The following is a 26,243-nucleotide window of genomic DNA, read 5'->3' as shown; positions in this document are numbered from 1 at the left end:
TGCAGCGCATCAAATGGCGAACGGCGGCGTCAGGTCGGGTGCGATGGGCAACTGCGTGGCGGGCTTCGCACAGGGCTCAGCGCATCTCTTCGATCAGCTTGAGCCCATCGGCGAAGCGCCAGATGCGGCGGATCTCGATGATGTCGAATCGTGCGGCGACATTCGGCGGAAACGCGGAATAGCGGGCATTCAGGCGCACGAAGCGGCGCACCGCGTCGTCCATGTCGGCCCGCCCGCTCGAGCGGATGATGGTGACGTCGTCGATGCTGCCGTCGCTGCGCAGCGACACGCTGACCAGGGGATCGATGCGCACGTCGTGCAGCGACAGGCGCGCGCCTCCCAGCACCGCGTTGCGCTCCAGCTTCTGGCGCACGCTGTCGACATAGAGGCGCAGAGGCGCGTCACGCTCGCCGCCGTCGGCCAGCACCCGGCGCCCGCCCATGGCGCGCTCGGCCGGCGCGGCGGGCGCATTCACGTTGGGGATGGTCACGCCGCGCAGCAGCTCACGCGCGCGATTGCCGGGCAAGCCGGCCAGCGATCCGGCGCCGGGCTGGCTGCCGCCGCCGCTGCCGGCGCCACGCCCCGCGCCCTGCCCCGGCCCGACGGGCATCGATTCCATGGCCGCCGCGCCCGCGTCGGGGCCGGGCGCCTGTGCCTGCATCCGCTGCGCCGCCGCCTGGCGCGCCGCGTCTTCCGCCTGCTGGCGGGCCAGGCGTTCGGCCTCGGCGCGCGCCCGCTGTTCCGCTTGCTGTTGCGCTTGCTGTTGCGCTTGCTGCTCCGCCTGCTGTTGCGCCAACTGGCGTGCGCGCTCCTGCTCCTGTTCCTGTATCTGCGCCTGGCGCAGCGCTTCTTCTTCGGCGCGCTGGCGCGCCAGCGCCTGTTCTTGCATCCGCTCTTGCAGCGCCTGCTCGGCGGCCTGCTGCGCCAGCCGCTGCTCGGCCTGCTCGCGCGCGGCCTGTTCCTTGGCCTGCAAACGCTCGGCCTCGCGCAGTTGCGCGATCCGGGCCTCGTCGTCGGCCACACGGCGCTCCTGCTCGCGCCGCTCCTGTTCCAGCCGCTCCTGTTCGACCCTTTCCTGCGCCAGGCGCTCGGCGGCGTCACGCTCGGCCTGGGCCAGCCGTTCCAGCTCCTGCTGCTCTGCCGACAGGCGCTGGCGTTCTTCCTCGGCCGCCTGCGCAACGAGATCCGGACCCGGGTCGGGCAACTCGGCCGGCTCCGCCGGCGCTTCTTGTGCGACCGCGTCGGCCAGCGCCGGCGCATCGAGCGCCGGTTCAGGGACGACGTCCGGCAAGGGCACGGGAACGGTGAATTCCGATTCCGGATCCGGGGCGGCCACGATCACCGGGGGCGGCACCTCGCGCAGCCTGCGCTTCGGCGCGGGCGGCTTGGAACGCTTCGGCCGCCGTGCCTGGGCCGGTGGACGCGCCTCGGCCTGGACGATCGGCGGCGGCGGCGGTGGCGGGGGCGGTGAGTCAACCAGGCGCAGGCCGCGCGCCGGCGCCGGGGCCGGCGGTGGCGCAGGCGTCGTGGGTGGCGCAAGCGGCGCCGGCGTTTCAGGCAATGGGGGAATCGACGCGGTCGCCGGCGGCGCTGCCGGGGAAGGCGCCAGGGTGACGTTGATCGGTCCCCCGCCGCCAAAGTCGAGGCCGGGAACACCGAACTGCAGCGACAGCAACAGGCCGTGCAGCACGACCGACATGACAATGCCCACGCCCAGGCGCCGGTCACTGCGTGCCTGGTCGTATCCGCGCCTGCCAGCGGTCGCTTTGGTCATGTCATCGCTTGAGCAATATTGTCAAGCTGGCATCTTAGCGTTTACTCAGCAGTAACGCGAGACGCGCACGATTCAAATCCGCCCTGTGGCGAAAAAGCTCGTGCTCAGCGCTTCGCCCTGGTGAACGTATACGTTTCGCCGTGTGCCAGGTACACCACTTCCTGTTCGAGTCCCGCGGCCTTCACCTCGCGCGCGAAGTCCTCGAGCGGCGACTTGAAGACGTCATAGTCGTTATAGTGGATCGGGATGGTCTTTTTGGGGCGCACCACCTGCATCATGCGCACGCCGTCCTTGCCGTCCATGGTGACCTTGACGACGCCCAGGATACGCGTGCCGCCCAGGTGCAGCAAGGCCAGGTCGATGCCGGGAAAGCGTTCCGGCACGGTCTTGATGTCGTCGATCACCAGCGTATCGCCACTGATGTACATGCGGTAGTCCGGCGCCGCCGGATCCGCCCCGAAGTCGAGCACCGAACCCATCACCTTGGGCAGCAGCGCGGCCACGCCGGCCGGTCCGTGGCGGCCGGGCGTGGCCGTCACCCGCAGGCGCGCCTCGCCTTTCGAGACGTCCAGCCGGTCCCACGGACTCAGTCCGGTCACGCGGGTGAATCCCAGTTTCTCGAGACTGGCCGCGGCCTGGCGGGTGCTGACGATGGGCACCGCACGATTCAGGCGTTTCTGCACCAGCTGGTCGAAGTGGTCGCCGTGAAAATGCGACAGCACCACCAGGTCAATGGGTGGGAGATCGTCGAAAGCGATCGCCGGATTCGTCTTCCGTTCGGAAGTCAAGCCATAGCCCAGGTGCACGTGGTCGCCCTTGTGCAAAAAATTGGGATCGGTCAGGATGGTGAAGCCCTGGTAGCGGATCAGCACGGTCGCCGTGCCGATGAACTGCACGCTGCCCTGCGCCGCGTCGAGCGCGCCCTCGCCTGCCGGAAGCTGCAGCGTCGACACCTGCCCTTGCTGTCGGGTGTCCGGCGCCTGGGCCTGGGCGCCGGCGGCGAGGCCGCACAGTGCGGTCAGGAAGATGGTGGTGAACAGCAGGCGGGGCAAGCGCATGAAGGATCTCCGGGTGGCTGCGAACCAGCCGGTCCGCCTGCCTTCACGTTAACACGAAGGCCCGGGCGGCGCCGCTCACTTGCTCGATGTGCCCGGCAGCGCGCCGACCAGCGCCCGCAGCCCGGCTTGCGCCTGGGCCCAGGGCGTGCCGGCCAGCTGCTCCATGCAGCTGGGGCAAGCCTGCATCGGATTGCAGTCGTGCGCCAGTTCGATGTAGTGCAGGCCGACCACGGTCTTGCCCTGGTAGCTGTCGACCCGGCCCGGCTTCGCGGACGGGGCGTCCCCGCCGGGCGCGCCGTCGAGCCACTTGGCGAACGGCTCGGTGGCCACGCCGTCCGGCACGTACCAGCGTTTGCGGGTCGGGTTCCAACGGGCGCCGAGCGCCTTGGCGGCGTCCTTTTCGGCATAGGGGACGGTAAGGAAAACCATGTACGAACGTGCTCCGGAATCAATGTCAGTGCGGCCCGCTATTCTACAGCGACCCTGCCCGGGCGGCGGGTGTCGCGCCGTCACTTTTCCTGGCGGCGCCGGGCCCACGCGGCGTCGCTTTCGCGCTGCTCGCGGCGGTCCTTGCGCCAGGTGTACACCAGGTTGACGAGCGCCCCCAGCAAGCCGGTCAGGATGCCGACCAGGATGCCCAGGTCAGACAGCGTCAGCGGCGTGGCCTGGGCGGCGCCGAGAAGGCGCAGGTAAGTATCAATGATCATCGTGTCCCCCGTGCTTCGCCCTGAAGCGGCGCATGGGGAACCGTGATGGTCCCTGAGCCACGTCAACGCGGTGAATGAAAGTTTAGGAAAACTATACCACATCAGTAAATAAAAACTATACTCTTGCGTATAGTTTTCCTATACCATGGCGATATGGATCTCCAAACGATGATTGCAGGCTGGGTGAGAGAAGCGCGCACCGCCGCCGGCCTGTCCGGCACGGCGCTCGGCGCGCGGCTGGCGCTCGAACTCGGCACCGAGCGCGGCAACACCAAGGCCAATATCTCGCACTGGGAAAACGAAAAGCACAGCCCGAACCTGAAGCAGCTGCTCGCCATTTCGCGGGTCACCGGCCGCAGCCTGCCGCCGGAAATCCTGGCGCCCATGTCGGGCGCGCCCGCGACCGACGCGCCGCCCCACGGAGGGGTGAGCAATGCCCTGCGGGTCGTGGCGGCCGAAGGCGACGACGACGGCTTCGTACAGATCCCGATGGTCAAGCTGCGGCTGTCGGCCGGCATCACCGGCTACCAGACCGAGCCCGAACGGCGCGACGGCGGCACGCTCGGCATGCGCCGCACCTGGATCGAGCGCAACCAGTACAACCCGTCGCACCTGATCGCCATCTACGTCAAGGGCGAGAGCATGGAGCCCTCGCTGTACGCGGGCGACATCGTGGTCATCAACACGCTCGACACCAAGCTGGTCGACGGCGCCGTGTACGCCTTCAACTACGAGGGCGAAGCCGTGGTCAAGCGCCTGGCGCGCGATGCCGGCCAGTGGTGGCTCACCTCCGACAACGTCGACGGGCGCAAGTACCACCGCAAGCTGTGCCAGGGCGGCGAATGCATCGTCATCGGGCGCGTGGTGCGCAAGGAAAGCGACCGCATTTGAGACTCACAGGCGGCATCGTCACCGTGCGCGGCGTCCGCATCGCGCTCGTCTTCGCCGACCCCGACTGCCTGCGGCCCGGCGTCGGGGACGCGCTGCTGGCGCGGCTCGGGCCCTGGTTCCCGCGCCTGCCGATCATGCTGGCGGCGCCGCGCGCAAGACCGTCGCGGGCGTATGCGGCATTCGATACGCATCAGCTGCTGGCCGAACTCGACCTGGCCGGCATGGTCGAACAAACGATCGACCTTGACCTCGCGCCGCCTGACGACGCCGCGCCGCCGTTCTAGGCGGCTCGGTCGCCAAAGGCGCTCGCGGCCCGCTCCAGTATCCGCCGCAACGCCGGATGGTGCACGCGCCGCTCGACCGTCACCGCATAGATCTGCTCGACGATCGAATCGATCACGCCCACCTGCTCCAGTCCATACTGCGCGCACAGCGCGTCCGCCAGCACGGTCGGCGCCACCATGAAGCCGGCGCCCGCGCCGGCGAAGGAACCGAGCAAGGCGCCGTCGTCGAACTCGCCCACCACGATCGGCCGCAATCCATGCGCCTCGAGCCAGGCCCTGAGCTGGCTGTGCAGGGCCGCATCCTCGCCCGGCATCAGGAACGGCGCATCCTTCAGGCGTTGCGGGAATGGCCCGGCCCAGCGCCGGCAGACCTCGGGATGCGCCACCACCGTCACCGTGCTCGATCCCAGCAGGTGGCTGTGGCCGCGCACCGCGCCGCCAGGCGGCAGGCCCTGGTCCGAGATCAGCAGGTCGAGCCGGTGCGCGCTCAGGTCTTCCATCAGGTCGGCGAAGCGCCCTTCCCTGCACACCAGGTGCATGGCCAGGCCGGCATCGCGCGCCGGCTGCAGCAGGCGAAAGGCCATCGTCTTGGCGATCACGTCGCACAGGCCGACGCGCAGGGTTTCGGTCTCCGTGAACACACCGCGCCGCACCGCCTGTTCCAGCTCGTTGCCGAGGCTGAAGATCTGGTCGGCATAGCGCAGCACCGTCTTGCCGGCCTCGGTCAGCGCCAGCCCACGTCCCTTCTTGCGCAGCAATTCCTCGCCAAGCTGGTCTTCCAGCACCTGCAACTGGGTGCTGATCGCCTGTGGGGACACGTGCAATTGCTCCGCGGCGCGCGCGACGCTGCCCACCGTCGCGACGGCATGAAAATATTGCAGATGCTTGTAATTGATCATTTAATACCACCAAAAAACGGAATGATTTCGAAAGATTATTCGATTTTACTTTCGTTTTGCAGCACCGTATATTGATGACTCCCAGTTCTTTTGAAGCGAGGAATACAATGAGAAGTTACCCCACCAACAGCCCGAAAGCCATGTGCCGCCTGCTGGCGCTGGCCATGATCGTCGACGGCCGCATCGCGCCGCAGGAGCTCAAGAGCCTGCACCGCAGCGGCGTGCTCGGGGCGTTGCGGGTGAGCGAAGACACCTTCGGCGACACGGCGGGCGAGCTGACCCAGGACCTGCTGGCGACCAGCGCCGACCGCGAGGGCGGCATGGTCGAGATCGAACCCGCGACGATCGACCGCCTGCTCGACGAAGTGCAGGACGAGCTGCTGCGCGCCACGGTCCTGAAAGGCATGCTCGAGATCGTGCGCGCCGACAGCGTGATCGACCACCGCGAGCGCCGGCTGCTGCGCCGCGCGATGCATGCCTGGGCCGAGGCGGGCGTCGAGGCCGGCAGCACGGTGTAACGACAGGGGCGGCGCCTTCGCATGCATACGTTGAAAGACATGCTTGCAATTGAGGCGCCGCCGTTACAAAGCGACACTATTTGCACACATTACCGCAATAGCCCAGCCATACAATGAAGACCTCATATCGCGCGAGGTCCGTCATGTCGAACTATTCCCAGGATCACCGGTACACCCTGACGCCGTCCGAGATGGACTGGGCCTGGCGCCTCGAGCTGCGGCCGGTGCACGACCCGCAGCTCGGCCAGCACTATGGGCGCACCGCCCACTTCGGCACCCATGACCCGTATGCCGGCCAGGACGATATCTTCGTCTTCCACGGCACCAGGGGCATGGCTTACACGGTGCAGAGCGGCAGTTACTTCGACCCGGTCGTCCTGCGCGTGTTCGACGACCTGGGCAAGGAAATCGCCAGCGACGACGGCAGCGGCGCCTACGGCTATGACTACGCCTCGTTCGTCGCCCCCTATACCGGCTGGTACTACATCGACGCCGCCTGGAGCCAGGACTACTACGACACCTACGCCAGCGTGAACGTCTACGAAGACCGGGCGCCGGTCTATCCGATCACCAATACCATCGTCGGCGGCGCCGGCCACGACATGCTGTACGGCACGCGCTCGGACGACGTCGTCGACGGCGGCGCCGGCATCGACACCTTCGTGCTGGAAGGCTATCGCGAGGAATACACGGTGAGCGTGAAGAATGGCGCCATCACGGTCACCGACCTGCTGGGCCTCGATGGGATCGACACGCTGCGCAACGTCGAGCGGCTGTCGTTCGAGGGCGGCGACTACATTTCCTACGAGACCACGGGCTTTCCGGCCGAGGCCTATCGCCTGTACCAGGCGGCCTTCGACCGCACGCCGGACAAGGGTGGACTCGGCTACTGGATCGGCCGGATGGGTGACGGCACGAGCCTGCACGCGGTGGCGGACGCTTTCGTCCACTCGGCCGAGTTCGGCAAGCTGGCCGGCGCGGCGGCGACCAATGCCGACATCGTCACCCTGCTCTATGCGAACGTGCTCGACCGTGCGCCCGACGCCGCAGGATTCGCCTACTGGAAGCAGGCGCTGGACAGCAAGACGATCACCGTGGCCGACATGCTGGTGGGCTTCAGCGAAAGCCCGGAAAACCAGGTCAAGGTCATCGGTTCGCTGCAGGCCGGTTACGAATTCATCGTGAGCTGACGGGCTCCGCCAGCCCCGCGCGCAGCGCATGGGCGTCGACGATGGCTTGCGCGCGCAGGATCACGGGCCGGTCGATCATCTTGCCGTCCAGGGCCACCGCGGCGCCGTCGGCGTGCGCCGCCGCCTCCAGCACCCGCCCGGCCCACGCCAGCTCGTGCGCGCCGGGCGTGAAGCAGCGGTTCACGGCGTCGACCTGCTTCGGATGGATGCACAGCTTGGCGCCGAATCCCATCTGGCGCGCATGCCGGGCATCGTCGGCCAGCCGCTCGGCGTCGTCGAGCGCCGTGCTGACGCCATCGACCGGCGCCGCGAGCCCGGCCAGACGCGAAGCCAGCACCAGTTGCGAACGGAAGAACAGCAGCTCTTCGCGTTCGCCCGGGATGCCCAGGTCGAGCTGGAAATCGATCGAGCCGAACATCAGGCGCTGCACGCCGCGCGCCGCGGCGATCGCGCGCAGATGGTCGATCCCGGCCGCGCTTTCGATCAGCGGCAGCACCGCCGTGGCCCCGGCCGCGCGCAGGCGCGCGATGTCGCCGGCCTGCTCGGCCTTCGGCAGCACCACGCCGGCCACGCCGGGCATGCGGCACAGGGCCAGGTCGTCGGCGAACCAGTCGGTGTCGGCGCCGTTGATGCGCACCAGCACCGGCTTCTGCGCCGACAACCAGGCGGCGACGGCCTCGCGCGCGGCCGCCTTGTCGGCGAACGGCACCGCGTCCTCGAGGTCGACGATCACGGCGTCGGCGCCGGCCGCGTACGCCTTGTCGAAGCGCTCCGGGCGGTTGCCGGGCACGAACAGGTAAGACCGGGGCAATGGGGCTGGCGGGTTCATCGCGTCTCTCCGGGCGCGAGGAAGTGGCCGACGACCGGCGTGCGGCCGATGTGCCAGATGCGCTCGAACACGGCGCGCATCTCGTCGTCAGTCGCGGCGGCGCTGAAACGCGCCAGCCGCAGCGCCTTGTCTTCCAGCTCGCGCCGGCTCAGGGTATTGCCCGGGTCGCCCTTCGGTTCGTCGACCCGCGCCTTCAGCACCCGGCCGTCGGTGGTCGTCACCGTCACCTTGCCGATCCAGCGCGCCGGGTAGGCGCCGTCCACCTCGTCGTCCAGCGCCATCGTCACCTTGTCGCGCAAGGCCACGATGCGCGGGTCGGCGTAGGCCTCGTCGAATTCGTTCAGGCCGGCGCTGCGGAACTGCGCGATCAGGCCCAGCACCGTCCCCATCGAGAATTTCGCCTGGTGGACCGTGCGCGGATCGACCACCGGGCCGAGCACGTCGAGCGCGCCCTGGTGCACGTGGGCCGTCACGGCGGCGATCTGCTCGGGGCGCAGGTCTTCGGCGACGATCACCTGCAGCAGCGCGTCGGCCGCCGGATGCGTGTGGCGGCACGAGGCGTGGAACTTGAACGAAGTTTCGGCCGTCGCCCAGCGCGTGCCCAGGCCATTGGTGAGCCGCGCCGGATCGGCGTCATGCGACATGCCGGCCGCCATGCCCTGCTTGCCCTCCAGGATCCGGCGCGCGCCGGTGAAGCCCTCGGCCGCCAGATACGCGGCCATCAGGCCGTCGCTCGCGGCCTTGGCGGTGTGCAGCTGCTTCGAATCGGCGGCGTCGCGCAGGAATTCCCACAGTCCGGCCGCTTGCGTGCCGGCCGAACCGAAGGCATCCAGCATGCGCTCGGGCGTCAGGCCCAGCAGGCGGCCGACGGCGGCCGCCGCGGCGACGGTGCCGGCGGTGCCGGTGGTATGGAAGGTCCGGTAGTGCGAGCGGCCGAGGAACTCGCCGACGCGGATGCCGACTTCGTAGCCGGCCACCGCCGCCGTCATCAGCTCGCGTCCGCTGGCGCCGTTCGCCTGGGCCACGGCCAGCACGGCCGGGAACACCACGGTGGCCGGGTGGAACACCGAACCGTTGTGCACGTCGTCCTGCTCGGCGTAGTGCGAGGACGCGGCATTGACCATTGCGGCGAACAGCGGCGTCGTGGTGCGGCGCGAGATCAGCACTTCGGCGCCGCCGCCGGGGCCGGCCCCCATCGTGCGCGCGAACGATTCGATGCACTGGACCGGCCGGCCGTTCCTGCCAGCCAGCGCCGATCCGAACCAGTCGAGCATCAGGTCTTCGGCGCGCGCCATGACGGCCGGCGGGATGTCTTCGTAGCGCAGCTGGGCGGCAAAGGCGGCAAGCGCCTGGCGTGGGTGGTCGCTCATGTTCTTCCTTTTTATTGCTGTCATTCAGATGGCGCGCTCGGCGCGCAGGGCGGCGATGTCGGCGCTGGCGTAGCCGAGCCCGGACAGGATCGCCTCGGTATGTTCGCCCAGCGCCGGCACCGGGTCCATGCGCGCCTGCCAGGTGTTCGGGACCGCCGGCGGCAGCAGCGCCGGGATCGCGCCGTCCGGGATGCCGACGTCGACCCAGCGTCCGCGCGCCGCCAGTTGCGGGTGCCGCCAGAGGTCGTGCATATCGTTCATGTGGGCGTTCGCGATCTGCGCCTCGTCGAGGCGCGCGACCACCTGCTCGGCCGTGAGCTGCGCGAACACGTCGACGATGATGGCGCGCAGTTCCTGGCGCGCCCCGGTGCGCGCCGCGTTCGAGGCGAAGCGCGCATCCGCGGCCAGTTCGGGCTGGCGCAACACTTTGGCGCAGAACTGTTCCCACTCGCGTTCGTTCTGCAGCCCCAGCATGACGGTCTTGCCGTCGCCGACCGGGAACGGCCCATACGGATAGATGGTGGCGTGGGCGGCGCCGGCGCGTGGCGGCGGCGCGGCGCCGTCGATCGCGTAGTACAGCGGATAATTCATCCACTCGGCCATGCTCTCGAGCATGGAAACGTCGATGTGGGCGCCCTCGCCCGTGCGCCCGCGCTGGATCAGGGCGGCCAGGATGTTCGTGTAGGCGTACATGCCGGCCGCGATGTCGGCGATCGAGCAGCCGGCCTTGGCCGGCTCGTCGGGCGAACCGGTGATCGACAGGAAGCCCGATTCGCTCTGGATCAGCAGGTCGTAGGCCTTCTTGTCGCGGTAGGGGCCGTCGGCGCCATAGCCCGAGATGTCGCACACGATCAGGCGCGGAAAGCGCTCCTTCAAGGCTTCCCACGACAGGCCCAGGCGCGCCGCCGCGCCCGGCGCCAGGTTCTGCACCAGGACGTCGGCCCCGGCCAGCAGCCCCTCGAGGATCGGCGCGGCCTGGCGGTGCTTGACGTCCAGCGTCAGGCTCTCCTTGGAGCGGTTGGTCCAGACGAAATGCGAGGCCATGCCGCGCGCGCGCGTGTCGTAGGCGCGCGCGAAGTCGCCCACGCCGGGCCGCTCGACCTTGATCACGCGGGCGCCCAGGTCGGCCAGCTGGCGGGTGCAGAACGGCGCGGCGATCGCGTGTTCCAGGGTGACGACGGTGATGCCATCCAGAGGTCGCATGATCAGTCTCCTAGTAGGAACGCGGCAGGCCGAGCACGTGTTCGGCCACGTACGACAGGATCATGTTGGTCGAGATCGGCGCGACCTGGTACAGCCGGGTCTCGCGGAACTTGCGCTCGACGTCGTATTCGGCGGCGAAGCCGAAGCCGCCGTGGAACTGCAGGCAGGCGTTGGCCGCTTCCCACGAGGCGTCGGCGGCCAGCATCTTGGCCATGTTCGCCTGGGCGCCGCAGGGCTGATTGGCGTCGAACAGCGCGCAGGCCTGGTAGCGCATCAGGTTGGCCGCCTCGATGTTGACGAAGGCCTTGGCGATCGGGAACTGCACGCCCTGGTTCTGGCCGATCGGGCGTCCGAACACGACGCGCTCGTTCACATAGTTGGTGACCTTGTCGATGAACCAGTAGCCGTCGCCGATGCATTCGGCGGCGATCAGGGTGCGCTCCGCGTTCAGGCCGTCGAGGATGTACTTGAACCCCTTGCCCTCTTCGCCGATCAGGTTCTCGACCGGGATCTCGAGGTTCTCGAAGAACAGCTCGTTGGTCTCGTGGTTGACCATATTGAGGATCGGCTGCACCGCCAGGCCCTTGCCGATCGCTTCGCGCAGGTCGACGATGAAGATCGACATGCCCTCGGATTTTTTGGTCACCTCGGCCAGCGGCGTGGTGCGCGCCAGCAGGATCATCAGGTCGGAGTGCTGCACCCGCGAGATCCAGACCTTCTGGCCATTGACGACATAGCGGTCGCCCTTGCGCACGGCCGTGGTCTTGATCTTGGTGGTGTCGGTGCCGGCGGTCGGCTCGGTGACCGCCATCGACTGCAGGCGCAGCGCGCCGCTGGCGATCTGCGGCAGGTAGCATTCCTTCTGGGCTGCCGAACCGTGGCGCAGCAAGGTGCCCATATTGTACATCTGGCCATGGCAGGCGCCGGAGTTGCCGCCGGCGCGGTTGATCTCTTCCATGATGACGGAGGCTTCGGTCAGGCCGAGGCCGGAGCCGCCGTATTCCTGCGGGATCAGGGCGGCCATCCAGCCGGCCTGCGTCAGCGCGTCGACGAACTGCGCGGGATAGCCGCGCTCTTCGTCGATCTTGCGAAAGTACTCCGGCGGGAATTCTTCGCACAGCGAGCGGACCGCATCGCGGATATCCTGGTGCGGCAGTTCCAAGTGGATCATGTGGGTCTCCTGGATAGTGTAGGGATGATGCGCTCAGCGCAGGGTCGCCTCGGCCTGCATGGCGAGTTCGCCCCGGTCGTTCTGCGCCCATAAGGAAATGGTCTTGCCGTCCGGTCCCGGCTTGCCGCAGACCGCGAACGGCGCGGTATCGAACAGCGGACTGACGGCGCGGAAGCTGAAGCGCGCGATGTCCGCGCCCGGCAGCTCGCGCCGCACCAGGTCGACCAGCAGCGTGGCGATGAGCGGGCCGTGCACGATCAGGCCGGGATAGCCTTCCACCCCGGTGACGTAGCTGCGGTCGTAGTGGATGCGATGGCCGTTGAAGGTCAGGGCCGAATAGCGAAACAGCAGCACCGGATCGGGGTGGATGGTGCGCGACCAGCGCGCGTCGGCCGGGGCCGGCCGGGGCGCCGGCGCTGCCGCGCCGGGCGCGGGCAGGTCGCGGTAGACGATGTCGTGTTCCTCGGTGATGACCGGCGCCCCGCCCTGGCGGATGTCATGCCGCACGGTGACGAACACCAGGCTGCCGCTGGCGCCTTCCTTGGCCTGCACGCTGCGGATGGTCGAGGTGCGCGTCACGAGCTCGCCGATCCGCGCCGGCGCATGGAACTCGAAACGGCCGCCCGCCCACATGCGCCGCGGCAGCGGCACCGGCGGCAGGAAGCCGCCCCGTTTCGGGTGACCGTCGTCGCCCAGCTGCGACTGCTGGGCGATCGCGTGGAAGTAAATCCAGTGCCACAGGGGCGGCAGCGCCTCGCCCTGGGCGGGCGCGTCCGGATAGTCCAGCGTGGCGGCCAGGGCCGCCACCGCGTCGGGCCGCAGCACATCGTGCAGCACTTCGGTCTTGCCTGTCCACTGCTGGAGCAGGCTTGCATCGAATTCGTTGGTAGTCATCGTTCGCCGTGAAAGGAATCGGATGACTCATCATAGATTTGAATGGATTGCCCGTAGAAATAGAAAAACGTGATTCCTCCATCACGCGCCGCGATAGCTGTGGCCATCATGAATCGCGATTGCCAAGCCGCGTGAAAGAGCATATGTTGATGGCTCATCCATTACCGGAACGTTCATGGACATCAAGCAGATCCGCACCCTGATCGCGATCGCCGAGACCGGCAGCGCCACCCGCGCAGGCGAACTGCTCCACCTGGTCCAGCCGGCCGTCTCGCGCCACATCCGGCTGCTGGAAGAAGAATGCGGCGTGCCGCTGTTCGAGCGCGAGCGTCACGGCATGGTGCTGACCGACGCCGGCCGCACCCTGGTCGAGTATGGGCGCCGCGCGCTGCGCGAGCTGGACAAGGCGCGCGCCGAGATCGGGCCGGCGACCACGAGCGTCTCCGGGCGCTTGACGATCGGCCTGCTGGCCAGCACCAGCCGGCTGCTGGCCGGCGAGCTGGTGGCGCGGGTGCGTGCCCGCTACCCGGCGGTGACGGTCAGCATCACCGTCGGCTATGCCGGCAATGTGCTCCAGTGGCTGGAAGCGGGCGACATCGAACTGGCCCTGCTGTACGACACGCGCTCGTCCAACGGCCTGCAGGCCGAGGCGCTGGTCGACGAGCGCCTGTACGTGCTCGGCCCGCCGGGTGAATTCACGGGAAACGAACCGTTTCCCCTGAAAGGGCTCAAGGACCGGCCGATGGTGATGCCGAACGCGTCGCACGGGCTGCGCAGCATCATCGAGCACGCGCTGGCGGTGGCCGGCATCAGCGTCGACGTCGTCGCCGAGACCAATGCGCTGGACCTGCAGAAGTCGCTCGTGGCCAAGGGCTTCGGCTACACGATCCTGCCCACCTCGGCCGTGCTGGAAGAACTGCAGGCAGGAACGCTCTCCGGCGCCCCGGTCGGCACGCCGGACCTGTCGCGCCGCATCGTGCTGGCGCGCGCCGCCGCGCGCCGGCCCTCCCCGGCCAGCGCCGCCGCGGCCCCCATCCTGACCGCGCTGATGAAGGAGATGGTCGACCAGCAGGCCTGGCCGGGCGCGGCCTGGATCGGACGCTGAAACGAGCTATGCCGTTCCCTGATGCTGGCATCACAAAAAGGTATTTCGTGCGCCCTCCCATAAGCTCTTAGGATGGTTCAAAACAACGGGACCACCCGTCACAACGAGCACAGGAGACGACGATGCTGAAAAAACTGATGTTTGCCGGCCTGACGCTGGCCGCCGCCGGCGCCCACGCGGCCGATTACCCAGCCCGGGCAATCACGATGATCATTCCCTTCTCGGCCGGCGGGCCGACCGACGTCATCGGCCGCATCCTCGGCCAGACCATGGCGAAGTCGCTCGGCCAGTCGGTCGTGGTCGAGAATGCCACCGGCGCCGGCGGCACGATCGCCGCAGGCAAGGTGGCGCGGGCCGCGCCCGATGGCTATACCATCTTGCTGCACCATAATGGCATGAGCACCAGTCCGGCGCTGTACCGCAAGCTGGCCTTCAATCCGATGACGGATTTCGAATACGTGGGCCAGGTGGCCGACGTCCCGATGGTGCTGCTGGCGCGCAAGAACCTGGCGCCGAACACCCTGCCCGAACTGCTCACCTATATCAAGGCCAACAAGGACAAGCTGACCATGGGTAATGCCGGGCTCGGCGCGGTCTCGCACCAGTGCGGCATGCTGTTCCTGAGCGCCATCGGCACGCCGCTCACCACGGTGCCCTACAAGGGCACGGCCCCGGCGATGAACGACCTGCTGGGCGGCCAGATCGACCTGCTGTGCGACCAGACCACCTCGACCACGTCCTACATCAAGACCGGCAAGGTCAAGGTGTATGGCGCGACCACCAAGGCGCGCATCGCCTCGCTGCCGCAGCTGCCGACCCTGGCCGAGCAAGGCATCGCCGGCTTCGAAATGTATGTGTGGCACGGCATGTATGCGCCCAAGGGAACGCCGAAGGCCGTGGTCGACCGGCTCGGGACGGCCCTGCGCGAGGCGCTGAAGGATCCCAACGTGAAGGCCCGGTTCGCCGAGCTCGGAACGGAACCGGTCCCGGCCGAGAAGGCCACGCCGGAAGGCTTGCGCACGCATCTGAAAGCGGAGATCGACAAGTGGGGGCCGATCTACAAGAAGGCGGGGGCCTACGCCGATTGACGGCGTTCGTATGCGCGATGTGATTGGCCCGCCCTGAGGGAATCGAACCCCCGACCCACGGCTTAGAAGGCTTCGCCCCATTCGTGAAAAGCGCGCTAAAATAAGGGCTTCTGGCAAACGGCTCGCCCATTTGCCCAAATTTTGCCCAAATGAGGTAGACATGGCCGCCATTCGCAGGCGCGGAGAAAGTTACGAAGTTCGGATTTTTCGTCAAAACGGGAATGATCCGATCAAGCTGACGAAGACTTTTAAGAAACACGCCGAGGCTCTGGCGTGGGCGCGCGTTACAGAAGCGAAGCTGGACCGGGGCGAGCGCGTCAGCACCAAAGCCGAGCAGTTCATGTTTTCGCGGGCGTGCGATGAATTCGCTGCGCATTACCGCCCCAAGGGCGCAGCGGCCGAAGGCGAGCTAAGCAAGCGAGAAACCCAGCTCCTCGCGGGCGTGCGGGCGTTTCTGTGCGGTGATGATCTCAAACACGACAAAACCATCGCCGGCATCACCCGCGACACGCTGCAAAAATTCATTGATGCCATGCTTAAAGCGCGCATCAGCGAGGCGCCGGGACCGATCAAAAAGCGCAGCATTTACTACGACGGCGGGCGCGAGAGATTCTACGCGCCAAGCACCGTTCGCCACCACTTCTTCCAAATCAAGAAAGTTTTGGAGTGGCACAGCCGGCGCGAAAAATACTCGCTCGACCCCGACTTGTTTAAAGGGCTGCACATTCCCAGCGCGTGGGCCGGCAAGCGTGAGCGGCGCTTTGAGCACGGCGAACGCGACGCGATTGAGAACGCGGCGCGAACGAGTCGCAAGCTCGGCGCGGAGTGGCTGCTGTTGATGCGCTTCGCGCTCGCTACGGGAGCGAGGGCGCAGGAGATGATTAAAGCGAAGTGGAGCGACATCAGCATCGAGCGGCGAACGTGGGACATTCCGCCCGAGAACGTCAAGACCTCGACTTTTCGGCAGGTGCCACTGCCCCGCGACGCGGCCGAGGTGCTGCGCGAACTGCGGGAGCGAGACACGCGCAGCGAAGTCGAGGCGGCTGCTGACCCGCGCCCTTTCCATTTTTGGAAAGACACCTCAACGCTGTCGAAGGGATGGCGCCGGCTCTGCGTTCGGGCCGGAGTCAAAGACTTCCATTTTCACGATTTGCGCCACGAGGCCATCTGCCTTCTCTTCGAGCGCACGGCGCTGACCGATGCCGAGATCATGAGCATCACTGGCCACACGAACATCAGCACCCTGCTTGGCTACATGAAGCTGCGGCCCAACCTGCTGGCCGACAAGATTGACGCCGGATTCGCGCGCCACGCCACGGCCGGCTGACGCCACGCATCAGGAGAAAAGGCGCGGTTGCCCGCGCCTTCCCTCCCCCCTTACTTGCCCGGCTTTCTGGGCTTTTCCTCCATTGTCGCCCCCCTACCTTCGGCCGCGCCTTGCGGCCCCGGCTTGCCGTCTCCACGCCCCGCCTTACGCGCGTCAAGCGCCGCCTTAGCGGCCATGGCGCTCATCGCTTGGCCGGTTACGCTGCTCACGCTGCGCCCGGCGCTCTGCGCGCCGGCTTCGCCCGTGCGCGACATCGCTTGCGCCGATTCGCCAAGCTGCTCGCGCCCGCCGCCGATCCAACGCAACAGCTTGTCAGGGATGGCCGAGACGAAGCCGAACACGAAGTGAAAGAGGAACAGCATCGCGCCGAAGTAGATCACGACCATCACAAGACTCGTCCCAAGCCCGATGACGCTTCCGGCCATCGCCATCTTGAACGCCGGGAAAAAGATCGAGTTGAAGCCATGGACGAGCAAATCCAGCGCGGTCAGCGAGCAAATGAAGCCGAGGATTAGCAGGGTTGGGCGCAGCAGCACGCCGAGCAGCATCATATAGCCTTGGCGCGCCCCGCCTGCGATGCCGTCGCCGTCCGGGGTCAAGTGCATGAGCGCGAGAAGCGGCGCGGCGATGACGGCCTCGCAGCAGAGCAAAATCCACCCCGCGAACGCTCCGAAAAACAGCAGGAACGGCGCGAAGGGCAGATAGACAGCGATGCCGGCAGCGAACGCGAAGAGCGCGCTTGAAACGAAGATGATGAGGATGCCGACGACGTGCATGGCGCCGGAAGCCCCGCCCGCGAGCGCCTTGCTCGCGCCCAGCGTAACGACACCGGCCGCTTCGCCAAGCCAGCTTTCATTTGCCGCCTTCGTCGCCGATGCGCCGCCAGTCATGAGCACGCCAACAGCGATGCCGGCCTCGGCCCCCGTCATCAAGTGGTCGCCGAAGTCTTTCACGCTCATGAGCGCGCTGCGATTTTGATCCGCTTGGATTTTTGCCGCGATCCACTCTCCGCCAAAAATCGCGTTCATGACTTTCTGAGCGCCGCGAGCGAGCGGGCTGCCGCTGTTGCCAATGTCGCTTGACGCGGCCTCAGCCAACGGAGCGGCCCCGTCGTCTAGCAGCGTGTCGAGCCGCGCAAAGTAAGGCGTGAGGTCTTTCGGAAGCCTGCGGGCGTCGGGGCGCGTAGCGGTCGGGGTGCGCGCAATCGCGTTGGACAATGCGTCTTGCATCTGCGCCGCTTTCGAGTAGTAAGCGCCGGCGAACATCCAACCGTCCTTGGCCGCGTTTTCGATGAACGAATCAAGCGCCACTTGGTTGCTGAACACGCCTTCCGCGCTCTCCGCGACGCGCTCCTGGTATGCGCCGATGGCCTGCGACATGTCCGCCGAAACGTCGATCTGTTCGCCGCCTTGGATCGATTCGGCCAAGCGCTGCGCGGTCTGTGTGAGCTTGGTTTCCAGCTCCGCAAGCGCTGCCATGTGCGCCTTCTCGACGTTGCCCAGCGGCGCCGCGTCGAACGTGATGCCGACCCATCCGGCGATTTCCTGGGACTTGGAGCCGGTGGCGTAGCGCACCGCCCCGCACTCGCTGCCGCCGTTCAGACCGTAGGCGCGCACGCCCGGCGAGGGGGTGGCGGCGGCCATGGGCGTCGGGTAAATGCCCGCTCCGGCCTGCGCTCTGATGTCGTTGAACGCGGCGACACACACTTGCGAGACGAGCACGCTCTGCGCGAGTTCTGCGACGTTTGGCAGCCGCGAGCGCGGCGCCATGCCCTCGGGCTTGGCGAAGTCGCCAAGCCAAGCGCTCCACGTTTGGTTAGCGAGGCCCACGCCTTGCCCGATCAGAAAACCGACAATGAGCTGGGCCACGCAGTATCCGCCAGCCAGTGGCACGACAAGCCCGATGCCAAGCACGGTGCGGATGGGCAGCCACATGCTGCTCCAACGCTTGCCCAACATTTCGCCGTCTTGCGCGGTCTGCATCACGCCGACGATAAGCACATAGGCAAGCATGATGCCGGCGATAGTCAGAACGCCCGCATTGACCACGCCAAGCGCGGTTTCGAGCGCGCCCTTGGTGCCACCGCACTGCTCGAACAGCGAGCCGAAGAGCGGGACGAGGTAGTTGCTCATCGAACGATCAGAGCATGACACCTCGAAGAGATCGGGGGCGGCTTGCACCCCGGCGCTTGCAAGCATCCCAAGAGCGGCGGCAAGGAGATGGGCGCGCATCACTCGTCTCCCTCTTCTTGTTCCTGGTGGTGGCGACGGGTCAGCTTATAGAGCCGCACGCGCCGCGCCTGCTCCCGCTCTTCTTCGAGCTTTTCGAGCCGGCGGCGCTCTTCGCTTTCGCGCTCGCGGCGGCGCATGCGGCAGCCGTTCGCGCGATGCCAATGCTTGAAGAAGTGGACGAGCAGGGACCAGTCGCGCGGCGCGCCCTTGTAGATCGAGATGAGCGCGGCGGTTCCCATGATCGCCGACACGACGACAGGGATGACCGATTCAATCGGACCCAGCGCAGCTCCTGCGGCGGCGTAGAAAAGCGAGCTTGAAATGAACGAAAGCAACGCGCTTTCAGTCCAAACTCGGACCGGCGCTTGCATGCTCTTGACGGCTTTTTGTAGCGCTTGCTGCATGATATTGCCCCCTCTTTTGGTTTCGTCTCTCTTGTTTTATCAAGACGAATCAGAGGGGGCAACGAGATGCCACTGCTGCGCGCCGGGCGGTGCGGGTTCAGTCTAAACGGAAGCGCTGGCGGTCCTGCAACCGCTTCATTTCCGCGACATTGAGGCGCAAGCAGCAAGCCGAGGCCAAGCGCATATGCCTCGATGCCCACGCCTCAAAGACGCGCTCCGGCCACTCGCGAGGCAACGATTTCAGGACGATAAATCGCCCATCGCTGTGCACGAGCCTCACGCTCGCCCGGTGCTTCTCGCTAGGCGTCTCATCGAGCGCGACATACCATTGGCCCTCTAACGGGTATGCCCGGAAGATGGCGATTCCGTCGAGCGCGCTGCGCATCATTGCTCCCCAGCGATTTTTGCCGCCGCCTCGCGCTTCGCCTTGCTCGCCGCGCGCTTTGCGTTGTTGGCTTTCACGCGCTCGGTGTTGAAACGCGCAATCGCTCGCTTTCCCTGCTCGCGCTCCCTCCGCTCGTCTTCGTCCTCACGATGGCGCGCATAGAAAACAAGCATGGTTCCGGCGTAGGCGGCTCCGATGGTCAAGCAGAGCATGGCCGTCAACAGCCCCCATTGCATGCCATGATTTAGCGCGATTGGGCCGGCGACGCCGATAGACACGCAGCCCCACGCGGTGCCAAACGTTCCGTCACTTTTGTCGCTGTGCATGACGAGCTTGCGCATCAAGACGAATAGCGCGGCGAGGCCGAAGGTCAAGGCGCAAAGTTCCAAGGCCAAGCCGCTGTTGTAGATTTCATATCTTGGCGCTGCGATGTTCATGCTTCCTCCGGTTTGGTTGTGGTCGTTCTCGTATTTCTTCTCACATTCTGCGGCGCTCGGCAATCGCCAAGCGTCAGCGCATCGCCATCGCTCGCACCTCGATACGCTGCCGCAAAACGTCCACTTTTTTCGCGCTCTCGGAAATACTCGCGGGTTGCATCTCCGGCGATTTCTCCATGGCCTTCTTGATGCGTTCGAGCTGTTCGGGCGTCGCGTAGTCGAGCGTCCAATCTTTCGAGCCGTCGCGGCTAAGCGCTCGCCCCATCATCGCTAATGCGTCTGCGGCGTCTTCGCTGTCCGCGCTGGTCATGTAAGCTTTGGTCTCTTGCTTCGAGCGCGACAGCAGCACATAGCCCGCTTGCTTGTTCATGCTGTCGGCGTCCAAGAACGCGTAAGCGTGATGCTTGCTCGCGCCTTGGTTTCCCATCGCGGTCCCGCAATAGCCGTGCTCCATGGTCGCGTATTCGCTGAGCCTGAATTTGACCGTTTTGCCGTTGTCGTGAGCAAGCGTCAGCTCAGCATCGCCGCCGCGAAGTCGGTCAATCTTCGAGACCGTCGCAAGTTCTCCGTTGAAGACGCCTAGCACCTTGTCGTTATTCGTGAAGCGCAGGCGGTCGCCTTCGCGCAGCTCGCGCTCAAACGTCGCCGCTCCGTCTTTGGTCTTGAACTCAGCCCAGAAGCCCTCCTCGCCCAGTTCGCCGCGCTCAATTTTCAGGCGCCGAATTTCGTCATTGACCTGGTGCGCATGGGCGTGGGTCGAAGTCATCGCGATCTTATCTTGGGCCGGCGTGGGGTCGTCGGTGTAGTCGCGCGCCATTTGCTTCAATGCCGCCTCGGCCGTCTCGCCGATGACGACCTGCCCGTTTTTTTGAAAGGCTTCGAGGGCCACGGCGCCGCGTCCGTCTTTCAGATTAAGCACGGCTTCGCGGTGCCAATCGATCCGCTGCCGCTCGATGTCATTGAGCTTTGCGGCTTGAAAGCCCAAGTCCTGCAGCCCGCCCATCCACGCGCCGCGCTCGATGTTCTGAAACTGCAATCGGTCGCCGAGAATGACGATTTTCGACTCTGGGGCGAGGCGTTGAAGCTCCCGAAACTGGCGCGCCCCGACCATGGCCGCTTCGTCAAGGATGATGGTAGTCTTGGCGTCAAGCGTCAGCTTGCCCGCGCGCGCTTGCTGCAAGATGCTAGCAAGCGTCCCGCCATCGGTGATCGCCGCGCCGTCTTTGAGTCCTGCCGCCGCTTGCCCGGCCAAGGCGGTGCCGATGACGCGCTGCCCGGCCGCTTCTTCCATAGCGCGCACGGCGCCCATGGTGAAGCTCTTGCCGGTGCCAGACAAGCCGTTGATGAGAACTTGACGCCCAGCCGTGGCGACGTGCTCCAACGCCGTAACCTGCTCGCCTTTCATCTTCACGGGCTTGCCGATCTTCTCCGACATCTCGGCCTCATACGCGCCGCGCGCCGCCGCTATCGCGCCGGCGCTCCGGTCGTGTCGATGGTCTTCGCTCGCCGTCTTGAAGTCGTCGCGCAGGGCCATCTCTTCGCGCAACGCCTGCGGCGTAGTGAACAAGTGGCGGGTTTTGAGTTGCTGCGCGGGCCGGCCTCGGTTCTTCTGCAACGGCTGGACGGACCCGAGCTTAATCGGCTCGTTCTGTCGCAGTTCGCTCGTGATGCGGTCGGACTTGCGAACGTGATGCCCAAGCTCGAAGGCCTGTCCATTCAAGATTCGGTCGGTCGTCTTCTCGATCTCCTCGCGCGTCATGCCGCCAGCCCGGCCGGCGGCGATGGCAACAGCTTTGAACAAGTCTTTGTGCTCAAAGACAGATTGCTGCTCCGTAAGCTGCGCCAAGATTTCCTCGGCGTCGATGGCCTCGGCCGCGACTTGCTGGGGGGCGTTGGCGATGCTCTCGATGAAGTCGGGGCCAAGGCCCAGCGGCTCGCCGCGCGCTTCCCAGACTTTCAAGAGGTCTCGGAACGCTGGCTCGCTTTTTTCGGTGCGCGTCGCCCGCGCCGCGCGCTCGGCCGCGTCGCGGTCGTTCGGGCTCAGGTTGCGGTCTTTAAGCCATTTAAGCACCTCGCCTCGGCGCTGCGAAAAGGCATCAAGCTGCGACTGCTCGAAGCCTTTGACCGAAAACGCGAAGTTGTTCGACTTGTCTGCTTCGATGCCGAAGCCTAAGGCGTTCATGCGGTGCGCAAGCTCGGCTTGGAAGATGGCCCCAGCCGTTTGGTGCAGCGCCATCAACTCCGCGCGGTCGATGTTGCCCCAAGTGCCATCTTGCCGCATCGCGGCGGAGCAGATCGCGTTGTGGATGTGCTCCTGGGGGTCGAGGCTCCGCGATGTTACGTGTCGAAAGCTTGCAATCGCAAGGCCCGCCACGGGTTGAAGCTCGGCGCCGCCCCTGCCTGTTCGGATGGTCAAATTCGCTTCAAGAAACCGCATCGACGCGGCGTTGGCCTCTTCGGTCGCCGCCACAATCTGGTCGCGAAGTTCGGGCTGTGCGAAGGCCATCGCAAGCGAGACAGACTTGGGCACGCTGTTGACGCAATCGAAGCCGAGTTTCTCGCGCTTCTGGCTGCCGGCGTTGGCTGTGAGCCGCTGACCATTGGGGCCACGCCCGTCCAGCAATTTCTCGAACGCGCTCGCATCCACCGGCCTGCCCGCGAGGCCCAGCGCCTCCGCGCCTGCGCCTTGCCAATGGGTCGCATCGCGCGCTTCGTCGCTCGCGTTGACGTAGTATTCAGTCGCTTTCAAGTAGTCCACCGTCCGCCCCCCGGCGGTGATGGTGTAGGGTCTGCTCATCATGTCGGCGCGCTCCGGCGGTTGTTCTTGATGTCAGCTTCCCAAGCCAGCACGCGGCCGGCTAGGCCGCTGGGCGCGGCGGCGATTCACGCGCCGGACGGTCATGCACAAACGACCATCACCGCCGCATTTCCTTCGTTCTTGGTCAGCCATCCATCTGCTGAGCAAATCATCGTCATGCCGCGCGGGCGTGGCTGCCCGCCCCACCCCGGCACGTTGCAAACGGGGACGATGGTTCCGATGGGGACGGACTGTTGGAGGACAGTTTCGCAACCGGTCGCAGGCGGCGCGGGAGTTGGAGTAGGCGCCGGAGTCGGTGCTGGGGTTGGTGTTGGCGTGGGTGTCGGCCACGGCGTTGGGGCTGGCGTGGGCGCCGGAGTCGGTGCTGGGGTTGGCGCCGGAGTCGGTGCTGGGGTTGGCGCCGGAGTCGGTGCTGGGGTTGGCGCCGGAGTCGGTGCTGGGGTTGGCGTCGGCGTCGGGGTGGGGGTCGGTGCTGGCGTGGGTGTTGGTGTTGGCGTCGGAGTGCCAATCGGTGCTGGGCGCTGCGTGGTCGAGTCCGCAAGACTTCCTGGGCTTGCTGTCGCCGCTGGCGGCGGCGCCCACGCGGGCAACGTGGGGGCCGGGGCTGGCCCCCATGCCGGCGCTACAAGCGCCGCGCTCGTGCGCATGTTCCGGGCGATCAGCTTGACGCTGTTCGATGTATGCGCGCACAAGTCGGCCGCGATCTCAGGCGCCACGGGCCAGCCGCTCACACTCGCCGCCTCGCCGTTGATGAACGTTCCCGCAAACTGCCCTGACACGCGCGCGACGAACTCGGCGCAGGCGGTGCGGGGAATCCGGTCGAGCGTCATGCTCCAACCGTCGCCCGGCCGCTGGCCCGACTCGGAGGCGAGCACGACAGCGCCCCACGGGCTGCGCACGGCGCCGCCGTCGATCTCAACGCCTTCGATGTAGTCCGGCGCAAGGCCTGCGATGGTCGCGTATCCAGCGAACATGGCATAGCGCGCTTCGACGCCCGCAGCCACTCGCTGAGTGATGTCGGCAGCCTTCGCAACATCAGAATGGCGCGCCGCCGCTGGGTAAATCAGATACGCTGCAACGGCGATGACCGAGACGCCTGCCCCGGCCAGCATCAACTCAATGAGCGAGAATCCCGCCGACCGTTTCAGATTGAATGTTCTGCGCTTCATCATGCCCCCCTCTTCTTATTGTTGGTGCCTGCTCAGCGTTATCGCTTGATGGCGCGAGGCGCCAGAAGCTTGGCGCGAAGCGCTTCGCGTTTGGCTGCTTCGCCGTCGCTTGGCGCGTTGCCGATTCGGGTTTCGGTGGCGATGGGCGCCTGCTTCTCTTCGAGCGCTTCGAGCACTTCGACCGCGACTTTGCCCAGCTCAACCGCATGCGCTGGCGCGCCCATCTTGCCGAGGGCTGCAACTGCCGCAAGGTCGCTTAGCGCATCGGCCTCAGGCGCCGGCCGGGGCTGCTCTTGGCCTTCAAGCCCCTCGAAAACTTTGGCCCCGCTCTCGTCGCGGTGGCCGGTGATGAGTTCATCAATGCTTGGCGATTTGGTTTGGGTGGTGGCTGAGGCCATCGGGTGCTCCTCATGTTTTCTCGGGCTTTCCGCATCGTCTGCGAGCGCTGCATTGGTCGAGCGTGGCAAGCTTTCAAGCAATGCCTTGGCGTTCTCCTGCGCCCTCTTCCACTGCGCTACGCTGAGAATTCGGTCGGAGAACATCAGCTCGGCCAGCTCGCGCGCGGTCATGCCGGAGTATTTGAGCGCCGCCAATGCCCGGTCGCCGATGACGATGCTTTGGTCGCGCAAGAACGACCGAGCAAGTTCCGCGTCGGGATGGTGGCTTGGGAGTAGGCTTGGCGCTTTGCGAAGCTCGCGGAAGCGAACCACGGGCCAATCGAGGAAGAAAAGATTGCCGCTCATGGGCCGCAAGATCGCCCGAATCTGCGTCGGTATTTTCTCTCCCTTGGGGTCGGGATTTGGCACGAAAGAGTGCGGCCCCAGCTCGCTTTCAAGCTCGCCGGGCAAGACGTGTTCGAGCAACTTCGTTTGATAAGTCTGCGAGATGCTCGGAGCGCTCGCGCCGCTCCCGCTGCTGTGGCTCTCGCTTCTGATTGCGATTTCACGATGGCCCATACGTTTCGCTAGCGCCTCTTGTCCGTGGCTCGCTGATGTTCGCGCGATCACTTTAATCGACGCGTTTGAGAAGATGATGTTGGCGAAGTGGTCGCCGTAGGTCTGTATGACCTGCTCCCAGTCCTGGACCGCCAGCAGCGTATTTAGCCCCTTGCTTCGCCCGATCTCGTAGAGCTTGGCGACATAAGCAATCAGTGGCAATTGCGCGAACTCGTCAAGAATGATGTTTTTTGGGTCGCCGCCGCCATCGGGCATCCTGCCAATTTTGGTGGCGATGTAGTTGATGATGAATGGGACGATGAAGCCAACGACTGATCCGTATTCGTCCGATGAACAGAGGACTATTTGCCGGATATCGTAGTCTTTCTCCGCGATCCATCGCCGCAAGCTGAAACGGCGCCCACCGAAGCGCTCGGCCTCGGCGAACATGTCAGCGACGGTGCGAAGGTTTTGCAACTCGGTGATGACATTTAAGGCGACGCTTGCCGAGGTCTCCGCCGCCCCTTCCAGAATCTTCGCGTTCTGTGGCGTGTGTTTCGCCATGAGCGCACCCCACTCTTCCACGCTTCTATCGAGCTGCTCGGCGAGGTCTCTCCAATCCCAATTCTGGGCCTTGGTTTCTACAAGGTTGAGGATGAGGGCAAAACAAACCGCGTTTGCGGCTGCCGCCCAAATTTTATCTTTTCCAGACTCAGGGACGCGGATCAGCACGCTTGCCAGCGCCTTGGCGTCTGCCTTTGTCGTAACGTCCTTGCCAATGTCGAGGATAAGCGAGCCGCGAAGCCAAGGCGCTAAGAAGTGGACATGGCCAAGCTTTTGGATTTGTTCGTTCTTAACGTCGAGCGTCATGAGTTTCTGATTTACCCGCAGCAGAGTTTGCACGTAGGGCAGAATGATCGATGTTTTCCCGCTTCCTGGTGATCCAAGCACCAAATAGCCGTTGCCGAGCTGAGCGCGTGCCACGGTTGTGAAGTCGGGATGGATGAAGATCGATTCGCACGGCGCTCCGCGTCCAGCTTTTGTAAAGAGCTGCGACGCTGCGTTGGCGATTGGCAGAAGTGATGTCGTCATTTTTTTCCTTGCTTCAGCTCTCGCATCAGGACTCGTTTGGCGTCGTCGCCGTGGTAGACTTTTGTCCCTCGGATGTGCTCGTGTCCGTCGCGTGGAGCAATCGCCGTCTTCCAAATTTTCAGCGATGCCATGGTCGCGAGGGAGAGAGCTAAGAGCGCTTTGAGGATCACTGCCCAGCCGCTCATGGCGGCGAGTAGCTGAGGAGCTTGGACTGGAAAGAGATGGCCTTTGGTGCAAGCCCATGCGAGCGTTTTAAGCGAAGCGAGGGCAATGTGAGGCGGGCTTGCTTTGAGTGATGCCGGCGGAATCGCGGCGAGAATTGCGAACGCTGCTAGAAAGACAAACGCGCCGCCGATGGCCGACGCGCCGATGGCGGTAAGCGGATAGACGCGGAGTTGGTGCGGGGCGATCTGCCTCGCGTTCGACCATATCCACACCGGCCTCCGGTCTTCCATCCTAGCCTC

At 65.8% G+C, this 26,243-nt stretch carries 23 protein-coding genes; 7 read left to right on the top strand and 16 right to left on the bottom strand.

All coding sequences use genetic code 11. The features are described 5' to 3' along the window. Window positions 1–76: 76 nt before the first annotated feature. The 4 genes from tolA to KY496_RS02065 form a co-directional block, all read right to left on the bottom strand. Window positions 77–1,774 (bottom strand): cell envelope integrity protein TolA, encoded by a 1,698-nt coding sequence (gene tolA, locus KY496_RS02080; protein ID WP_219863654.1) that lies wholly within the window; start codon window positions 1,772–1,774, stop codon window positions 77–79. Between the two features lie 104 nt (window positions 1,775–1,878). Next, window positions 1,879–2,832 (bottom strand): MBL fold metallo-hydrolase, encoded by a 954-nt coding sequence (locus KY496_RS02075; protein WP_005669797.1) that lies wholly within the window; start codon window positions 2,830–2,832, stop codon window positions 1,879–1,881. A 75-nt stretch (window positions 2,833–2,907) separates the two neighbouring features. Then, on the bottom strand, window positions 2,908–3,261 hold the full coding sequence (locus KY496_RS02070) for a DUF5710 domain-containing protein (protein WP_005669795.1): 354 nt from the start codon (window positions 3,259–3,261) through the stop codon (window positions 2,908–2,910). A gap of 80 nt (window positions 3,262–3,341) precedes the next feature. Beyond that, on the bottom strand, window positions 3,342–3,539 hold the full coding sequence (locus tag KY496_RS02065) for a hypothetical protein (RefSeq protein ID WP_221434649.1): 198 nt from the start codon (window positions 3,537–3,539) through the stop codon (window positions 3,342–3,344). A 153-nt stretch (window positions 3,540–3,692) separates the two neighbouring features. On the opposite strand from KY496_RS02065, the gene KY496_RS02060 reads away from it, so the two are divergent. Continuing rightward, entirely contained in the window at window positions 3,693–4,430 is a 738-nt protein-coding gene (locus tag KY496_RS02060) for an XRE family transcriptional regulator (RefSeq protein WP_229520396.1), read from the top strand. Next, a complete protein-coding gene (locus tag KY496_RS02055) occupies window positions 4,427–4,714 on the top strand; it encodes a hypothetical protein (RefSeq protein WP_005669789.1) in 288 nt (95 codons plus the stop codon). The genes KY496_RS02060 and KY496_RS02055 overlap by 4 nt, the downstream gene beginning before the upstream one ends. On the opposite strand, the gene KY496_RS02050 is transcribed toward KY496_RS02055, so the two are convergent. After that, the gene (locus tag KY496_RS02050) at window positions 4,711–5,613 is read right to left on the bottom strand and encodes a LysR family transcriptional regulator (RefSeq protein WP_005669787.1); all 903 of its coding nucleotides are present in this window, start codon (window positions 5,611–5,613) and stop codon (window positions 4,711–4,713) included. The genes KY496_RS02055 and KY496_RS02050 overlap by 4 nt on opposite strands. Before the next feature lie 107 nt (window positions 5,614–5,720). On the opposite strand from KY496_RS02050, the gene KY496_RS02045 reads away from it, so the two are divergent. Together KY496_RS02045 and KY496_RS02040 are read left to right on the top strand one after the other, a co-directional pair. Then, entirely contained in the window at window positions 5,721–6,131 is a 411-nt protein-coding gene (locus KY496_RS02045) for a TerB family tellurite resistance protein (protein ID WP_219863652.1), read from the top strand. A 143-nt stretch (window positions 6,132–6,274) separates the two neighbouring features. After that, window positions 6,275–7,321 (top strand): DUF4214 domain-containing protein, encoded by a 1,047-nt coding sequence (locus KY496_RS02040; protein WP_219863651.1) that lies wholly within the window; start codon window positions 6,275–6,277, stop codon window positions 7,319–7,321. Here the strand turns inward: KY496_RS02040 and KY496_RS02035 are convergent. The 5 genes from KY496_RS02035 to KY496_RS02015 are packed head-to-tail and all read right to left on the bottom strand — an operon-like array spanning window position 7,308 to window position 12,788. Then, window positions 7,308–8,150 carry a CoA ester lyase gene (locus tag KY496_RS02035; protein ID WP_005669781.1) on the bottom strand — a complete coding sequence of 281 codons (843 nt, stop codon included), beginning with the start codon at window positions 8,148–8,150 and terminating at the stop codon, window positions 7,308–7,310. The two genes, KY496_RS02040 and KY496_RS02035, sit on opposite strands and share 14 nt — an antisense overlap. Then, window positions 8,147–9,520 carry an MmgE/PrpD family protein gene (locus KY496_RS02030; protein ID WP_219863649.1) on the bottom strand — a complete coding sequence of 458 codons (1,374 nt, stop codon included), beginning with the start codon at window positions 9,518–9,520 and terminating at the stop codon, window positions 8,147–8,149. Before KY496_RS02030 ends, KY496_RS02035 begins: the two co-directional genes overlap by 4 nt. A gap of 24 nt (window positions 9,521–9,544) precedes the next feature. Then, window positions 9,545–10,723 carry a CaiB/BaiF CoA-transferase family protein gene (locus KY496_RS02025; RefSeq protein WP_071363238.1) on the bottom strand — a complete coding sequence of 393 codons (1,179 nt, stop codon included), beginning with the start codon at window positions 10,721–10,723 and terminating at the stop codon, window positions 9,545–9,547. A gap of 10 nt (window positions 10,724–10,733) precedes the next feature. Then, complete coding sequence (locus tag KY496_RS02020; RefSeq protein WP_219863647.1) at window positions 10,734–11,894, bottom strand: acyl-CoA dehydrogenase family protein; 1,161 nt, start codon at window positions 11,892–11,894, stop codon at window positions 10,734–10,736. Window positions 11,895–11,927: 33 nt separating this feature from the next. Further along, the gene (locus KY496_RS02015; RefSeq protein ID WP_005669773.1) at window positions 11,928–12,788 is read right to left on the bottom strand and encodes a MaoC family dehydratase N-terminal domain-containing protein; all 861 of its coding nucleotides are present in this window, start codon (window positions 12,786–12,788) and stop codon (window positions 11,928–11,930) included. Window positions 12,789–12,963: 175 nt separating this feature from the next. On the opposite strand from KY496_RS02015, the gene KY496_RS02010 reads away from it, so the two are divergent. The 3 genes from KY496_RS02010 to KY496_RS02000 all read left to right on the top strand — a co-directional run bounded on the left by KY496_RS02010 (window position 12,964) and on the right by KY496_RS02000 (window position 16,308). Continuing rightward, window positions 12,964–13,893, top strand: coding sequence for a LysR family transcriptional regulator (locus KY496_RS02010; RefSeq protein WP_071363239.1), 930 nt, complete (start codon window positions 12,964–12,966; stop codon window positions 13,891–13,893). 122 nt (window positions 13,894–14,015) lie between these two features. Further along, window positions 14,016–14,981, top strand: coding sequence for a tripartite tricarboxylate transporter substrate binding protein BugD (locus tag KY496_RS02005; RefSeq protein ID WP_071363240.1), 966 nt, complete (start codon window positions 14,016–14,018; stop codon window positions 14,979–14,981). 160 nt (window positions 14,982–15,141) lie between these two features. Beyond that, entirely contained in the window at window positions 15,142–16,308 is a 1,167-nt protein-coding gene (locus KY496_RS02000) for a site-specific integrase (protein ID WP_219863645.1), read from the top strand. A 50-nt stretch (window positions 16,309–16,358) separates the two neighbouring features. On the opposite strand, the gene KY496_RS01995 is transcribed toward KY496_RS02000, so the two are convergent. The 6 genes from KY496_RS01995 to KY496_RS01970 form a co-directional block, all read right to left on the bottom strand. Then, entirely contained in the window at window positions 16,359–18,539 is a 2,181-nt protein-coding gene (locus KY496_RS01995; RefSeq protein WP_219863643.1) for a DotA/TraY family protein, read from the bottom strand. Continuing rightward, window positions 18,539–18,943, bottom strand: a complete 405-nt coding sequence (locus KY496_RS01990) for a hypothetical protein (protein WP_219863641.1) — start codon at window positions 18,941–18,943, stop codon at window positions 18,539–18,541. The genes KY496_RS01995 and KY496_RS01990 overlap by 1 nt, the downstream gene beginning before the upstream one ends. A 384-nt stretch (window positions 18,944–19,327) precedes the next feature. Further along, complete coding sequence (locus KY496_RS01985) at window positions 19,328–19,765, bottom strand: hypothetical protein (protein ID WP_219863640.1); 438 nt, start codon at window positions 19,763–19,765, stop codon at window positions 19,328–19,330. Between the two features lie 73 nt (window positions 19,766–19,838). After that, window positions 19,839–22,565: a MobF family relaxase gene (mobF, locus tag KY496_RS01980; protein ID WP_219863638.1), complete on the bottom strand. Its 2,727-nt coding sequence runs from the start codon at window positions 22,563–22,565 to the stop codon at window positions 19,839–19,841. A 1,225-nt stretch (window positions 22,566–23,790) separates the two neighbouring features. After that, window positions 23,791–25,779 carry a type IV secretory system conjugative DNA transfer family protein gene (locus KY496_RS01975; protein ID WP_219863636.1) on the bottom strand — a complete coding sequence of 663 codons (1,989 nt, stop codon included), beginning with the start codon at window positions 25,777–25,779 and terminating at the stop codon, window positions 23,791–23,793. Beyond that, window positions 25,776–26,234, bottom strand: a complete 459-nt coding sequence (locus KY496_RS01970; protein WP_219863634.1) for a hypothetical protein — start codon at window positions 26,232–26,234, stop codon at window positions 25,776–25,778. The genes KY496_RS01975 and KY496_RS01970 overlap by 4 nt, the downstream gene beginning before the upstream one ends. Between the last annotated feature and the right edge of the window lie 9 nt (window positions 26,235–26,243).

This window comes from Massilia sp. NP310 (genome assembly GCF_019443485.1).
Taxonomy (GTDB): Bacteria; Pseudomonadota; Gammaproteobacteria; order Burkholderiales; family Burkholderiaceae_D; genus Telluria; species Telluria timonae.
The sequence above is the reverse complement of the archived record's forward strand: the minus strand, read 5'-3'. Positions and strand labels throughout refer to the sequence as shown.